Source organism: Devosia sp. 919 (assembly GCF_013185965.1).
Classification (GTDB): Bacteria; Pseudomonadota; Alphaproteobacteria; order Rhizobiales; family Devosiaceae; genus Devosia.
This window is the reverse complement of record NZ_JABAOL010000001.1, coordinates 2,296,664-2,311,452: the sequence shown is the minus strand read 5'-3', so window position 1 is coordinate 2,311,452 and position 14,789 is coordinate 2,296,664. Positions and strand designations below refer to the sequence as shown.

Below are 14,789 nucleotides of genomic sequence, written 5' to 3'. Positions count from 1 at the left end.
AACAATTTCGAGCCGCTTCGAGCGGTTATCGTCTGGTGGGGCTCCCGCTAAGGTCAACGCATCAAGAAACGGGCCGTGCCCACCCGCTCAGAAAGCGGGTGGGCGTGAGTTAAAGCTTACCAGGTTTGCTTGAGGGTCGCGCTGATGGTGCGGCCGGGATTGTAGAAAGTGGCGCCAAAGCCGCCGACATATTTCTGGGCGGCATGCTTTTCATCGAAGATGTTGCTGACATTGAGCTGCAGCGTGGTGTTTTCCTCAATTTCATAGTTCAGGGCAGCATCGAAGATTATGGCCGCATCGGCCTTGGTCGTGTTGGCGTCGTCGATGTAATAGGCTCCGGTATAGCGCGCGCCGGCGCCAAGAGTGATCTCACCCAGGCTGCCGATGCTGGGGATGGTGTAGTCCACCCAAAGCGAAGCGAGGTGGTTGGGCACGCGGGAAAGCTCGTTGCCGGCATTGCCCGTGGCGCCATCCTCCACGATCTCCGACATCATGTAGCTATAGGCGGCGGTGACCGTCAGATTTTCCATCAGCTCGGCCTTGGCTTCAAGGTCGATGCCATTGACGCGCACTTCGCCCAGGGTTTCCTGGGTCGGCGGGGTTCCCGGTATGGTGACGGTGATGTTGTCCTTGGACAGGCTGAAGAGCGAAGCGGTAAACAGCGCCGGATAAGCCTCGGGCTGGTATTTGACGCCCACTTCCCATTGCTGGCCGCGCTCGGGCGCAAGGGTGGTGACGGGCGTGCCATAAGGCGCTGCCGGAACCGCCGACTCGGCATAGCTGACAAAGCCCGACACTTCCGGGGTGAACTTGTAGACCAGGCCGGCGCGCTTGGTGAACTCGCTGAAGTCACCGCCAAAGGTGGTGCCGCTGAGATTGTCGGTTTGCTCCAGATCGAGCCAATCATTGCGGACGCCGACTGTGGCGATCAGGCTATCGGAGAAGGTCAATTCCTGCTGCAGATAGATCGCGTTGCCCTTGGTGTTGTAGGCCGCATCGGCATAGATCGGCAGCACTTTGGGCGCCCCGGTATAAACCGGGTCCGTCCAATCAATGCCGGGAGCAGCGCCGTAAAAGCCCTTGCTCGTGGAGTTATCGTCGTTGTGCTCGACGCCGACCAGTGTGCGGGAATCGACATCGCCGAGGCTAGCCTCGTATTGCAGGCGCCCATCTATGATGAAGTGTTCGCGGCTGCCTTCGCTGGCCACGAAGTCGCGGGCCGCCACGGTGCCGGTGGTTGGGCCCGAGATATAGGCGTAGCCATAGTCACTGGCTGAGTTGGAATAGCGCGCGTTGGAGCTGAAAGTGAGGCCCGACCCGAAATCGTGGTCGAACATCAGGCTCACGGTGTCACGGTCAAGCGTGGCGTAGTTGAAGTCGGGTTCGCCAAAAAACACGTCGCGGTCAAAGTCGGTGCCCACCGGATGGCCGCCGCTATTGGGCGAATTCCGCTTGCGGAGGTGGTCGTAGACAACGGTCAACTTGGTGGCGTCGCTTGGGCGCCAGGTGACGCCGCCCATTGCAAAGGCCTCGTCGTCATTGGAATACTCATATTCGTCCCCGGCCAGGCGCAGCTTGCCGGTGAGACGGTAGGAGAGCGTCTCATCGGGGGTGATATTGTCGCCGAAATCAGCGCCGATCTCGCCCCGGCCGAACGAACCTCCGGTCACAAAGACCTCGCCGAACTTCTCGCTTCTGGGGGTCTTGCTGACATAGTTCACCGAGCCGCCGGGGTCGCCGAGGCCGAATGCGGTGGAGTTGGCGCCCTTGACCACTTCCACCCGCTCAAAGGCATAAGGCTCCTCGCGCACGCCCAGGAACGGCCGGCCGATTCCAAGGCCATCCCGATAGGCATAAGCATCGAGCCCGCGGATCTTGAAGTAATCGAAGCGGCCATCCGAACCATAGAAGTCGGTGACCACGCCGGGTGTATATTGCAGGATCTCTTCGGCCGTTTCGGCGTCGCGGCGCTCGATTTCCTTGGCCGTGATCACCGAAACCGTGGCGGGGGTGTCGAGGATCGGGGTCGCAAGTTTTGAGCCGCTGGTGGTGGTACGCGCAACGATCGAGGCGCGGTCATCGTCGCTATTCTGGGCCTGGCCCTCGATGGTAATGGCAGGCAGGACCAGGGTTGAGCCGGCGCCAGCGGTGTCCTGCGCAAAAACGAGGCTGGGCACCATGCCCGCCAGGGCCGTGCAGCCCAGCAGCATGGGGATCCCCAAATGCCCCCGCTTGCGCTTGCTCGTTTCGCCGTATCCCTCAATGCCCATAGTCGTACCCAATTCAATCCGGATGATACTGGTTCAACAGCGATCCGGCCAGTTTCGGTGGCTCGCTGGTAAGCTGACTGCTATGCTCCGGTTTTAGCAAAGCCGACCAATGCGTGGCAATTCACCGGCAATTTCAAAATCTTGCTGGTGGTGTGATTTCGCCGGTTGACGCCGCACCGTCAAACCTGACATGGACAGTCCGCTTTGTACCTGAAGGACTTTGCCGATGCTGCGGCTGCCTCGTTTTGCTGCGATCCTCATTATGGCGTGGAGCGCTACCGGCGCTGCCGGCGGCGTGATGGCGCAGGAAAGCGCCAGCTTTCCCCTCACCATCGAGCATGCCCTGGGCACCACGGTGATTCCCGCCAAGCCAGTGCGGGTTGCGACGGTCGCTTGGGCCAATCACGAGGTGCCGCTGGCGCTTGGCATTGTGCCCGTGGGCTTTGCCCGTGCCGATTTTGGCGATGACAATGCTGATGGCGTGCTGCCCTGGGTGGCCGACAAGCTCGAGGAACTCGGCGCGCAAACGCCGGTGCTATTCGATGAGGGCGACGGGATCGACTTCGAGGCTGTGGCCGCAACCGATCCCGACGTGATCCTGGCCGCCTATTCCGGGCTCAGCCAGCAGGACTATGACATGCTGAGCCAAATCGCTCCCGTGGTCGCCTATCCCGATGCGCCATGGTCGACCGAGTGGCGCGAGATGATCCGCCTTAACAGCCAGGCGCTCGGCCTGGGCGCCGAAGGCGAAGCGCTGGTCACCGGCATCGAGGCCGAGATCGCCGAGGCAGCCGCCGCTCACCCCGACCTGCGCGGCAAGCGGGCCATGTTCGTGACCCATCTCAATGCCTTTGACCTCAGCACCATCAATTTCTACACGGCCAACGACACGCGGGTGAAATTCTTCGCGGATTTGGGGCTGCAATCCCCCCAAAGCGTCACCAACGCCTCCCTTCCCGGGAAGTACTCGGGCTCGGTGAGTGCTGAGCAGATCGACATGTTCAACGACGTCGATATCCTCGTCACCTATGGCGATCAGCAGCTGGTGGATGCCGTTAAAGCCAATCCCTTGATCTCCAAGATGCCGGCGGCTGCGCGGGGTGCACTCGTGGTGTTGGGCTCCGATCCCACGGGAACCGCGGCCAATCCCACCCCGCTTTCGATCTCCTTTATTCTCGACGACTACCTGGCGCTGCTGTCAGATGCTGCGGAAAAGCTGCAATGACAGTGTCCGGCGCGTCAACGACCGCTCCCCGCAAGCTGTTTGGCCCATCGGGTGGGCAACGCAGCCTGTGGCTGCCCGCCGGTGTTGTACTCGTGGCGCTGCTTTGCGTGCTTTCGATCACCGTGGGCTCGCGCGAGGTTTCCTGGGCGGACATCACTGCAGCCCTGCTCGGGCATGAAGACACGATCGGCCAGGCCTCGGTCACGCTGCGCATCCCCCGAACCGTGCTCGGCTTGCTGAGCGGGGCCGCCCTTGGCCTTGCCGGTACCGTGATGCAGGGCATCACCCGCAATCCCCTGGCCGATCCAGGTATTCTGGGAGTCAATACCGGGGCTGCGCTGGCGGTGGTGCTTGGCATTGCCTGGTTCAACATCAGCTCGACCCAGGCCTTTGTTTGGGCGGCAATCGGCGGCGCGGGTGGCACCGCCCTCTTGGTCTACACCATCGGCTCGCTGGGCCGCGGTGGTGCGACCCCGCTCAAGCTGGTGCTGGCTGGTGCCGCGACCTCGATTGCCTTTTCCTCGCTGGTGACAGCCGTGGTGCTGCCGCGCAACGACATCGCCGGCGGCATCCGCTCCTGGCAGATCGGCGGGGTCGGCGGCGCTGACTTCGAGCGCATCCTCGTTGTGCTCCCCTTCCTCGCTGTCGGGCTCATTGTCAGCCTGCTTTGTGCCAAAAAGCTCAACGCGCTGGCTCTGGGCGATGACCTGGCTGCAGGCCTGGGAGAGCACGTTGCCTTGATCCGGGCGGTGGGGGCGTTCGGGGCCATCCTGCTCTGCGGCGCCACCACGGCGGCGTGCGGTCCGATCGGCTTTGTCGGCCTTGTCGTGCCGCATTTGTGCCGCCTGCTGTTTGGCTCCGATTATCGCTGGCTGCTGCCGCTTTCGGCCATTGGCGGCGCAGGCCTGCTGGTCCTGGCCGATATTGTCGGGCGCATTGTCGCCCGTCCGGCCGAGCTCGATGTCGGCATCATCACGGCCCTGGTCGGCGCACCCTTTTTCATCTGGGTGGTTCGCCGCCAACGTATCCGGGAGCTGTGACCGTGCTCGCCGCCGCTCCGTTCAGCTTCACCGCCAGCCGTCGCAACCGCATGGCCCGCCACGCGACCGTCACGGCCGGGTTGCTTGCGCTCCTCGGGGCTCTTTTCGTGCTGACCCTCACATTGGGCCAATCCTTCACGCCGCCGGCCGATGTGCTGCGCGTGCTGCTCGGCGAGGATGTGGCCGGCGCCAGCTTTGCCGTCGGGCAGTTGCGCCTGCCGCGCGGCGTGCTGGCAATCTTGTCCGGCCTGAGCTTTGGCATGGCGGGCGCGGCCTTTCAGATCATGCTGCGCAATCCCCTGGCCAGCCCCGACATCATCGGCATCAGTTCGGGCGCGAGTGCTGCCGCCGTGTTCGCCATTGTCGTGCTCTCGCTCAAGGGAACCGTCGTATCCCTTTTTGCCGTTGGCGCGGGCCTTTCGGTCGCGCTCCTCGTTTACGGGCTGTCCTTTCGCAACGGGGTCGCGGGCACCCGGCTGATCCTCGTGGGCATCGGCGTTTCCGCCATGCTGGAAAGCATGGTTGCCTATCTCCTCACCCAGGCCCCGGACTGGAATTTGCAGGAGGCCCTGCGTTGGCTGTCCGGCAGCCTCAACGGCGTCCAGCTGGTTCAGGCCGTTCCGGTGCTAGGAGCCCTCGCCTTGTTTGGTGGCGTTCTGCTCCTCCTCACCCGCGAGCTTGATCTACTTCGATTGGGCGACGACACGGCCTCGGCCCTTGGCGTACGCGTTTCGCAAACGCGGGTGTTGGTGATCGTTTCGGCCGTGGGCCTGATCGCGACTGCCACCGCAGTCACCGGCCCAATCGCCTTCGTGGCCTTCCTGTCCGGACCTATTGCGGCCCGGATCGTGGGCCCGCGCCAGTCGCTGCTCGTTCCGGCGGCGCTGGTGGGGGCATTGCTGGTGCTGGGTGCTGATTATGCCGGGCAGTTCCTGCTGCCCGCCCGCTATCCTGTGGGTGTGGTCACCGGCGCGTTGGGCGCGCCTTACCTGATTTACCTCATCGTGCGGACCAACCGCACCGGAGGGTCGTTGTGACGCGCCATTCCCTCACGGTCGACAAGCTTCGCGCTCGCTATGGCGAGACGGAAATCCTCCATGGCCTCGATCTGCAGGTGCCGATGGGGCGGATCACGGTGATCGTGGGCGCCAATGCCTGTGGCAAGTCCACCCTGCTGCGCGCCATGTCGCGCCTCCTCATCCCCTATAGCGGGCAAGTGGTGCTGGACGGCAAGGCGATCCACCAGACCCCACCGCGCCAGCTGGCCCGGACACTGGGCTTGCTGCCGCAGTCGCCCATTGCGCCTGAAGGCATAGCCGTGGCCGATCTGGTGAGCCGCGGTCGGCATCCGCACCAGGGGCTGTTCGCGCGCTGGACCCGGCAGGACGACGAAGCGGTCGAGAACGCCCTCCTTGCCACCCGGACCACTGAATTGGCGGAGCGCCCGATCGAGGAATTGTCGGGCGGACAGCGCCAGCGCGTCTGGATTGCCATGGCGCTGGCGCAGCAAACCGACATTTTGCTGCTCGATGAGCCAACCACCTTTCTCGACATCAGTCACCAGATCGAAGTGCTTGACCTCCTGACCGACCTCAACCGCTCGCGCGGCACCACCATTGTCATGGTGCTGCACGACATCAACCTGGCCGCTCGCTATGCTGACTGCCTTGTGGCGATGGCCGGCGGGCAAGTGCAGGTGATCGGCCATCCCGATCAGGTGGTGACACCAGCCACCATCCAGCAGGTGTTCGGCATCGCGAGCCAGGTCATCACCGACCCAGTTACGGGGCGCCCCATCATGCTGCCCATCGGCCGGCACGGCACGCTCGCTCCCCCAACCCATTCCAACCCCCACCACCGCTTCAAGGAGACCTCCCCATGATCGCTTTGCAGGAATACAAGCTTTCAGGCGTGGCGCTTCCGAGCGATCCGATCTGGATGCTGGAGGAAATCTGCGAGCATTTCGTCGAGCACGCCGAAGTGCAGCGTTTGGATAATTTCGCGCTGTTGCGCAATGAAGCCGGCCTGGCCAGCATCCGGGCCGATGCCGGCAAACTGTTGATCGAGCTGACCGCGCCCACGCCCCTGGCGCTGGAGATGAGCCGCACCGATCTGGCGGAGCACCTGTTCTATTTCGCCGGCAAGGAGCCATTCGCGCTGGAATGGTCCGAGCCAGCCCAGCCCCTGACCCTACCGAACCTGCACCATGTCACGGTGGCGGGCGCCGAGGACATCACCCCCCGCATGCGGCGCGTGAAATTCAGCTGCGCCGATGTTAGCCCATTCGTTGGCGGAGAAATGCATGTGCAACTCCTGGTGCCGCCGCAGAACCGCCCGCCGGTTTGGCCCAGCTATCGCCGCGATGGCCGGGTGAACTGGCCTGAGGGTGATGATGCGCTGCTTGTTCGCGCCTATACGATCAGGGCGGTCGACACCGAGCGCGGCGAACTCTGGATCGATTTCCTGCAGCACCCCGCACCAGGAGTCGAAACGCCGGGCGCGGACTTCGCGCGCGATGCAGTGCCCGGTATGAAAGTGGCTCTCTTGGGCCCATCCAGCGGCAAGCTGCCGGAGGGCGATTCGATCTTCCTTGCCGGGGACGAAGCGGCTTTGCCGGCCATTGCGCGCATCGCGGAGGAAGCGTCGGCGGGGACGCGCCTGCAAGCTTTGATCGAGGTTTGGGACGAGAGCGAAGAGCAAGAACTCCGTTCCGCCGCCGCGCTCGATATCCGCTGGCTGCACCGCAAGACCTATCCCGATGCAAGCCAGGGCACCTTCGCTGGCGAAATCAAGCAAGCCCTCGGCGCGGTTGATAGCCAGACCTATGTGTGGGTGGCCTGCGAGAAGCAGGATGTCCGCGCCGTGCGCTCATTCCTCAAGAGCCGCGGCCATGATCGCAAGGCCATGTATGTCGCGTGGTATTGGGAGCGCGAGGCGCCCGCAGGCTCAGTCAGCGATTGAGCACTTCGCCGCTCAGCATGTCGATCTGCATGCCATCGAAAGCTGGCGTGACATTGTCGGGTGTGCCCGCTTCGGTGGCGCGGTAGTCCAGGTCGATATGCAGATTGGTCAGTACCGCCTGGCTTGGCGCGAAGCGCTCGATCAGTTCGAGCGTTTCGGGCAGGCTCAAATGGCTGGGATGCGGCGCCGGACGCAGCGCGTCGATCACCCAGGACGTCAGCCCTGACACCGCCGCAAAGGACTGGCCTGGAATGCCCGAAAGATCGCAGGAATAAGCGAAGTCAGCGACGCGGAAGCCGAGCGAGCGGATATTGCCGTGGTCCTGCTCGAAGCCGGTAATGTCGATGCTCCCACCCGGACCGTCAATGGTCAGCCCTTCCCCGGGCTCGATCTCATGGGCGTTGAGAATTGGCGGATAATCGCCACCCTTGGGCGTGGCAAAGCAATAGCCGAAGGCCTCGCGCAACCGCTGCCCGCATTCAGGCGTGAAGAACACATCCACCCGGCGGCGGTTCTGCAGCGCCAGCACGCGCAGATCATCGATGCCGTGTGTGTGGTCGGCATGCTCGTGGGTATAGAACACGGCGTCCAGCCGCCCAACTTGCGCATCGAGCAGTTGTTCGCGCAGATCGGCGCCGGTGTCGATGAGAATGCGCGTCGGCTCCGTGCTGCCCTCGCTCCGGCCTTCGATCAGCAGCGAGCAGCGGCGGCGCCGGTTGCGCGGCTCGCTGGGGTCGCAATCGCCCCAATTATTGCCCACGCGCGGCACGCCGCCCGAGGAGCCGCAGCCCAGGATCGTCGCAACGAGCTTGGTCGCGGCTGCCATCGCTCAAACCAGCCCGGTCTTGCTGAACAGCCGCGCAAAATTCGCGGTGGTCTGCGCGCCAAGGGTTTCCAGATCGATGCCGCGCACCTCGGCGAGCTTTTCGGCGGTGTGGCGCACAAAGGCCGGCTCATTGGATTGGCCGCGATGGGGAATGGGCGCGAGATAGGGCGCGTCGGTTTCCACGAGATAACGATCGGCCGGCACAAAGCTCGCGACTTCCCGGATCTCCTCGGCATTCTTGAAGGTGATGATCCCCGAGAACGAGATATAGCCACCCAGCGCCAGGGCCCGTCGCGCCAGCTCCGGTCCCGCCGTGAAGCAGTGCAGAACAAACGGGAAGGCCCCGTGCCCGGCCTCTTCTTCAAGGATGGCAGCCATGTCTTCGTCCGCTTGGCGGCTGTGGATAACCAGTGGAAGACCGGTGATCCGGGCAGCTGCGATGTGGCGGCGCAAACCTGTGGCCTGCGCATCGCGGGGCGCATTGTCGTAGAAGTAATCCAGCCCCGCCTCGCCAATGGCAACGCAGCGCGGATGGGCACTTAGCCGCACGAGTTCATCTGCCGTGATATGCAGTTCCTCATGGGCGTTATGCGGATGGGTGCCGACCGAGCACCAGACGTTCTCGTATCGTTCCGCGAGGTCCGTATAGGTCGAAAAGTTTTCCACACGTGTGGAAATCGTCACCACTCCGGTGACCCCGGCGGCCTTGGCCCGGCTCATCACGCCGTCCAGATCGGCGGACAGCGCCTCGAAATCGAGATGGCAGTGGCTATCGATCAGCATCTTACTCTGCCGGCTTGTCCAGACGCGCGAAAACGCCCTGCGGCACGGGCAGTTCCGTGCCAGGAGCGAGGCGGTCTCGCACCAGCGCCAAGGGCAGCAGCCGGTCGGTTTCGGGCACCGCCAGCTGGTCGAGCAGCTTGGCGGCCGAGCCCGGCACAAAGGCCAGCATCGGGATGGCCAGGCGCCGCACGGTGTCGGCAGTGCGATACAGCACGGTGCCCATGCGCTCGGGATCGGTTTTCTTGAGGGCCCAAGGCTCCTGGGCCGCGAAGTAATTGTTCGCCGAGCTCAGCGCGGCCATGATCGCCCCGGTGGCTTCGTGCACCAACTGCTCGTCCATCGCCTTCTGCGCGGTTTGGATGGCCTCGCCGACTTCGCGCTCCAGCGCCTCGTCGGCCGCCGTAGCGTGGCCAACAGCGGGCACCTTGCCGTCGCAGTTCTTGTTGATCATCGACAGCGAACGCTGCGCCAGATTGCCCAAATTATTCGCCAGGTCGGCATTGACCCGGTTCACCAGCTTTTCATTGCTGTAGTCACCGTCATGGCCAAACGAGACTTCACGCAAAAAGAAATAGCGCAGGGCGTCAGCGCCGAAGGTCTCGACTAGATGGAACGGGTCGATGACATTGCCGAGCGACTTGCTCATCTTCTGCCCGTCGACCGTCAGGAAGCCGTGCGCAAAGACGCGATGCTGCACCGGCAGGCCGGCGCTCATCAGGAAGGCCGGCCAGTACACCGTATGGAAGCGAATGATGTCCTTGCCGATCACATGCAAATCAGCCGGCCAGAATTTCTTGAAGAGCTCATTCTGCTCATCGGGAAAACCGAGGCCCGTGATGTAGTTGGTCAGCGCGTCGACCCAGACATACATTACGTGGCCCGGCGCATCGGGGACCGGAATGCCCCAGTCGAAGGTCGTGCGCGAGATCGACAGATCCTGCAGCCCGCCTTTGACGAACGAGATGATTTCATTGCGTCGCTCCTTGGGCGCGATGAAATCGGGATTGGCCTCGTAGAGGTCGAGAAGTTTTTGCTGATAGGCCGAGAGGCGGAAGAAGTAGGTGGGCTCTTCCACCCAGTTCACCTCGGCGCCCGTGGGCGCAAAGCGCTTGCCGTCCTTTTCGGTGAGTTCGTCCTCATCGAAATAGGCCTCATCGCGCACCGAATACCAGCCCTTATAGGTGGACTGGAAAATGTCGCCATTGCTGCTGTCGGCCATGCGCTTCCAGATGGCCTGGCTCGCTTCATGGTGGCGCGGCTCGGTGGTGCGGATGAAATCGTCGTTGGAAAGCTCGAGCGCTTCGGCCAGGCGCCGGAATTCGCCCGAATTGCGGTCGGCCAACTCGCGCACCGGGATGCCCTGCGCCTGGGCGGTCTGCACCATCTTGATGCCATGCTCGTCGGTGCCGGTGAGGAAATACACCTCGCGCCCTTCGAGGCGCTTCCAGCGGGCGATGGCGTCGGTCGCGATCATCTCATAGGCGTGGCCGATATGGGGCGCGCCGTTGGGATAGGAGATGGCGGTGGTGATGTAAAAGCTGTTGCTCATGAGTACTCGGTCGGGGCGGCAGCGGTCCGGTCGAGGTGCCGCCGAATGGCATCGAAGATAACGACCAGGGTCTGCTTGGTATCCAGATTGATGCTCTCGGCTTCCTCGAGCAATGCGTGCGCCTTGTCCCATAGCTCGTTTGCCGAGGCAAGCCGCAAGCGGTTGGATGGCTCAATCGCCGCCCGCCGCGCTTCGTCGGCCATCCAGTTGTCTAGCATTTCCTTGGCAAAGGACATCTCCGCCCCCTGCGGGTCGGCGCCCAGTGCATCGGCAAGGGTCAGGTGCACGCTGGCGGGCTGGCGCGTTGGCGCCTGCAGCCACGCGCTGAGGGCACCAAGCGCCGAGTCTTCGCCCAGCGCCAGGGTTTCAAAGGCCCGGCGTGGCCGCCCGCCGGCAAGCGCTACGGCGCGTTCCAGCTCGGCGACGGAAAGATCGGGTTTTTCCCCTGCCACCACAGCCCGCAGCTCGGCGTCGACGAGCGGGCGCAGCCCCAGCACATGGCAGCGCGACTTGATGGTGGGCAACAACCGCCCCGGCCGATGCGAGATCAGCAGGAACGTCGTATCTGGTGGTGGCTCTTCGAGGGTCTTGAGCAAGGCATTGGCGGCGGAAGGGTTGGCGTCATCGATCGGGTCGATGATGGCAACCCGATGCCCCGATCGCCCGCGCGTGCGGTGCATGCTGTCGCGCAGGTCACGCACATCTTCGACCCGGATCACGGTGTAAAAGCCCTTGGCGTCCTTGGGACGCCGCCGCAGCACGAAGAGATTGGGATGCGACATGGCCGCAACCTGCTCGGCAACACGATGGGCATCCTCGTCGCCCGTCGCCGCAAGGATGGCACTCGCCAGTTCAAAGGCCAGCGTAGCCTTGCCGATGCCCTGCGGGCCGTGCAGCAGAATGCCACCGGGCAGCCGCCCCGCCGCCAGACGCTCCAAGATGGTGGCGCGGGCATTATCGTGCCCCCGGGCGCGCTGGCGCCGCTCGGGCGCGGGCAGATCGGCAAGCGCGTCAGGATCGCTCACGCCTGGGTGCCTTCGAGCAGTTCGGGAAAGCGCGCCTGCACCGCGTCCCAGATTTCCGCTTCCAGCGCGTCTTCGTCCTGGTCGGCGGACAGCACGACGCAACGGTCGGGATTGGCCGCAGCAATGGCGAGAAATCCCTCGCGCAGCCGCCGGTGCCAGTTGAGCTCTTCCTTTTCGAACCGATCGCCCGTTTGCGCCAGCCCATCCTCGAGGTCGCGTTGCGCAACGCGCCGAAACGCCAGTTCGGGGTCCATGTCGAGCACGATGGTGAGGTCCGGCGTGTGGCCGTCCAGCGCCAGAACTTCGAGCGCCTCGATCAGCTTGTCGTCAACGCCTCCGGTCAGCCCCTGATAAGCGCGAGTGCTGTCATGGAAACGGTCCGAGATCACCCAGGTCCCCTGGCTCAAATTTGGCGCGATCAATTGCGTCACGTGATCGTGGCGGGCCGCCGCAAACAGGATGGCTTCGGCTCCCGGCCCCCAGCTTTCCGAACGTCCCTGCAGGATAAAGGAGCGAATGGCCTCGGCCCGCGGCGTACCACCCGGCTCGCGGGTGCGCACGGCCTGGATCGAGAAATTGTTGAGATTGGCGAGCAGACGCTTGACCTGGGTCGACTTGCCGACCCCCTCGCCCCCTTCGAAGGTCAGGAAGCGGGCGGGGCGAGGAATGGGAGCCTGAAGCATGAGATGGGGCCTATGTTCTGCCTACATCCAGCCCAGGGCAAGCTGCTTCAAAGCATCGGTTGCCTTGCGCACCAAATCGCCTTCTTCCACCGTTTCGGCGGCATAAAGGGGCGCAGCCTGCACCAGCTGGTTGTCACAGAACACGCGCAACTCGGCGATCTGGTCGCCCGCCTGCACCGGCGGCATCAGTGGGCTGGTATAGACAACTTCGCCCTTGAGGCATTTGCGCGAGCCGCGCGGCAGGTAAAGCGACACCTCGCCGTCGCCCACAAGGCCAACGCTGCCGCTGCTGCCGCCATAAACATTGGCATAGGCGACAACCTTGCCCGCGGGATAAGCGGCAATGCGCTCGAACGCCCGCGTGCCCCAGGTGATGAGCTTGCGCCCCTCTTCGGTGCGCTGCGCCATCGAGGTCAATCCATGCACGACCCCGATCAGGCGGCGGCCGCCGTCGTCCGTAGAGATCACCGAGCCATAACCGGACGCTTCCGTGTGGCCCGTCTTGAGGCCGTCCACGCCGATGCCCATTTCCACCAGCGAGTTGCGGTTGGGCTGGCGGATGCCGTTCCACTCCATCTCGGGTTCCGAGAAGTAGTGGTAGTATTCAGGATATTCGCGGATCAAATAGCGGGCCAGGTTCGCGAGATCGCGCGCCGTCACATGCATCTCGGGATCAGGCAGTCCCGTGGAATTGGTGAAGTGCGAACCGCGCAACCCGATATCCTGGGCCAGCTCGTTCATCATCGCGGCAAAGCTGCCTTCCGAACCGGCAATACCCTCGGCCAGCACAATTGCCGCGTCGTTACCCGACTGGATGATCACCGAGCGGACGAGATCCTCGACCTTGATCTTGCTGTTGAGGTCGGCAAACATCGTCGAACCACCCGAGGACGCGCCGCCGGTGCGCCAGGCATGCTCGGATACAAAGAACTCGTCGGTCAGGCTGACCCGCCCGGCACGCACTTCATTGAATACCACGGCCACGGTCATGAGCTTGGCCATGCTGGCCGGCTCCATGGGCACATCGCCATCCTTTTGGAAGATGACGGTTCCCGATTCCTCATCCATCAGGACGGCGAACTTGGCTTTAGTGTCGAAATTGGCTTGCGCAAAGGCAGGAACTGACAGCGCCAGCAGCGCTGCCAGACAGACAAGAAAGCGGTTCACGATCGACAATCCCATGGCTTGAGTCTCCGGAAAGGAGCCGGGCACAAAGTGCCCTTCGCCGATTAATAGAGGACTATGTCGTTGAGGCCAAGTTCTCGCGCAAGTTCGAGTACATCAGTGCGTGATACACCGGGCTTGAGTTTGGTGAGCACCAGCTGGGTTGCCGCGCGGCCATTGACGCTCACCGGCTTCTCGTCCACTGCGCCGAGTACGGCGAAGCGCTGCGCCAGCGCAATGGCGTTATCGCTGTCACTGAATACGCCCAGTGCCAGCTTGATATCTCGGGCGTCGGCATCCACCGCCTCGACCCAGTCCTTGAGCTGGGGCGCGCGGGTTGCCATCGCCGTGGCCGCAGCGTGAGCCGTGTCGATATTGAGGTCCTGCGCTTCGGGCGTAGTGTCGGCATAGGCAAACAGGCCGCCGACCATGTCGAACAGGCTGTTATTGCCACTATCGGCAAAGCGCGTATTGCCGCTGTTGATCGGCGGGCCCGAATAGCTGGCGAGCAGCATGCGGGTATCGTCCCCTTCCAGCGGGGCCGGCGCGACATATTCGACGCTCACCTGCGCATGGCCATTATTCACATAGCCCAGCAGCTCGGCGGCACGATGGGACAGATCCATCACCCGGCCGGGCATATAAGGGCCACGATCATTGACCCGCACCACAACCGAGCGACCATTGGCCTGGTTGGTCACGCGCACATAGGAGGGCAGCGGCAGGGTTGGGTGCGCGCCGGTGATGGCATTGGCTGAAAAGATTTCACCATTGGCGGTGCGGCGGCCGTGGAAGTCAGAACCATACCAGGACGCCTCACCGGCAGCCCGGTAGTTCGGATCGTGCTGGGGTACGTAGACCTTGCCCCGAACCTTATAGGGCTTGCCAAGCTGATACCGCCCGCCACCCTTGGGTGGGTTGGGATGATTGGTGACGCGCGGCGAAGCGCTGACGCCGAATTCTTTGGAGGTAAATGCATCGCGCTTGACGGTGGCGCCTAGCCCGCCACCGCCGCATGCGGCGATCACGGGTGCAATGAGGGCCGCGAGGGCAAGGGCGCGAACGGCGGACTGCCTGGAGGTCTTCACTTTATACAAACTCATGTAACCACGCTGCTGAGCACAGACTGAAGCCCGGTGCTGGCCTGCTTGGCGCCTATGGAACGGGAATCTGGTTGAAGTGAAGTTAAGGCGAACGAAATGTGAGCGACAAAGCTCGCCTTTGTCCGCAATTAGCGGCAATAGGCGCGACGCAGCCCACCCT

Annotated in this window: 13 protein-coding genes; 5 read left to right on the top strand and 8 right to left on the bottom strand. The window is 63.4% G+C overall.

Going from position 1 to position 14,789, the window contains the following annotated elements; all coding sequences use genetic code 11:
* Window positions 1–116: 116 nt before the first annotated feature.
* Window positions 117–2,210 carry a TonB-dependent siderophore receptor gene (locus HRQ64_RS11325; protein WP_248307036.1) on the bottom strand — a complete coding sequence of 698 codons (2,094 nt, stop codon included), beginning with the start codon at window positions 2,208–2,210 and terminating at the stop codon, window positions 117–119.
* 289 nt (window positions 2,211–2,499) lie between these two features.
* Here HRQ64_RS11325 and HRQ64_RS11320 point away from each other — a divergent pair, with 289 nt between their 5' ends.
* From HRQ64_RS11320 to HRQ64_RS11300, 5 genes are read left to right on the top strand one after another with little or no spacing between them, the layout of a single operon-like run.
* Complete coding sequence (locus tag HRQ64_RS11320) at window positions 2,500–3,495, top strand: iron-siderophore ABC transporter substrate-binding protein (RefSeq protein WP_172124988.1); 996 nt, start codon at window positions 2,500–2,502, stop codon at window positions 3,493–3,495.
* The gene (locus HRQ64_RS11315; RefSeq protein WP_172123350.1) at window positions 3,492–4,535 is read left to right on the top strand and encodes an iron ABC transporter permease; all 1,044 of its coding nucleotides are present in this window, start codon (window positions 3,492–3,494) and stop codon (window positions 4,533–4,535) included. Before HRQ64_RS11320 ends, HRQ64_RS11315 begins: the two co-directional genes overlap by 4 nt.
* A 50-nt stretch (window positions 4,536–4,585) precedes the next feature.
* The gene (locus tag HRQ64_RS11310) at window positions 4,586–5,572 is read left to right on the top strand and encodes an iron ABC transporter permease (protein WP_172124986.1); all 987 of its coding nucleotides are present in this window, start codon (window positions 4,586–4,588) and stop codon (window positions 5,570–5,572) included.
* Window positions 5,569–6,417, top strand: a complete 849-nt coding sequence (locus HRQ64_RS11305; RefSeq protein ID WP_172123349.1) for an ABC transporter ATP-binding protein — start codon at window positions 5,569–5,571, stop codon at window positions 6,415–6,417. The genes HRQ64_RS11310 and HRQ64_RS11305 overlap by 4 nt, the downstream gene beginning before the upstream one ends.
* Window positions 6,414–7,496 (top strand): siderophore-interacting protein, encoded by a 1,083-nt coding sequence (locus HRQ64_RS11300; protein ID WP_172123348.1) that lies wholly within the window; start codon window positions 6,414–6,416, stop codon window positions 7,494–7,496. The genes HRQ64_RS11305 and HRQ64_RS11300 overlap by 4 nt, the downstream gene beginning before the upstream one ends.
* On the opposite strand, the gene HRQ64_RS11295 is transcribed toward HRQ64_RS11300, so the two are convergent.
* The 7 genes from HRQ64_RS11295 to HRQ64_RS11265 are packed head-to-tail and all read right to left on the bottom strand — an operon-like array spanning window position 7,486 to window position 14,629.
* The gene (locus HRQ64_RS11295; protein WP_172123347.1) at window positions 7,486–8,322 is read right to left on the bottom strand and encodes an MBL fold metallo-hydrolase; all 837 of its coding nucleotides are present in this window, start codon (window positions 8,320–8,322) and stop codon (window positions 7,486–7,488) included. The two genes, HRQ64_RS11300 and HRQ64_RS11295, sit on opposite strands and share 11 nt — an antisense overlap.
* Before the next feature lie 3 nt (window positions 8,323–8,325).
* Window positions 8,326–9,105: a TatD family hydrolase gene (locus HRQ64_RS11290; protein ID WP_172123346.1), complete on the bottom strand. Its 780-nt coding sequence runs from the start codon at window positions 9,103–9,105 to the stop codon at window positions 8,326–8,328.
* A 1-nt stretch (window position 9,106) separates the two neighbouring features.
* Entirely contained in the window at window positions 9,107–10,654 is a 1,548-nt protein-coding gene (metG, locus tag HRQ64_RS11285) for a methionine--tRNA ligase (RefSeq protein WP_172123345.1), read from the bottom strand.
* Window positions 10,651–11,679, bottom strand: coding sequence for an AAA family ATPase (locus HRQ64_RS11280; protein WP_172123344.1), 1,029 nt, complete (start codon window positions 11,677–11,679; stop codon window positions 10,651–10,653). Before HRQ64_RS11280 ends, metG begins: the two co-directional genes overlap by 4 nt.
* Entirely contained in the window at window positions 11,676–12,362 is a 687-nt protein-coding gene (gene tmk, locus HRQ64_RS11275; RefSeq protein ID WP_172123343.1) for a dTMP kinase, read from the bottom strand. The genes HRQ64_RS11280 and tmk overlap by 4 nt, the downstream gene beginning before the upstream one ends.
* Window positions 12,363–12,383: 21 nt before the next feature.
* Complete coding sequence (locus tag HRQ64_RS11270) at window positions 12,384–13,544, bottom strand: D-alanyl-D-alanine carboxypeptidase family protein (protein ID WP_172123342.1); 1,161 nt, start codon at window positions 13,542–13,544, stop codon at window positions 12,384–12,386.
* Window positions 13,545–13,591: 47 nt separating this feature from the next.
* Window positions 13,592–14,629: a septal ring lytic transglycosylase RlpA family protein gene (locus tag HRQ64_RS11265; RefSeq protein WP_172123341.1), complete on the bottom strand. Its 1,038-nt coding sequence runs from the start codon at window positions 14,627–14,629 to the stop codon at window positions 13,592–13,594.
* Between the last annotated feature and the right edge of the window lie 160 nt (window positions 14,630–14,789).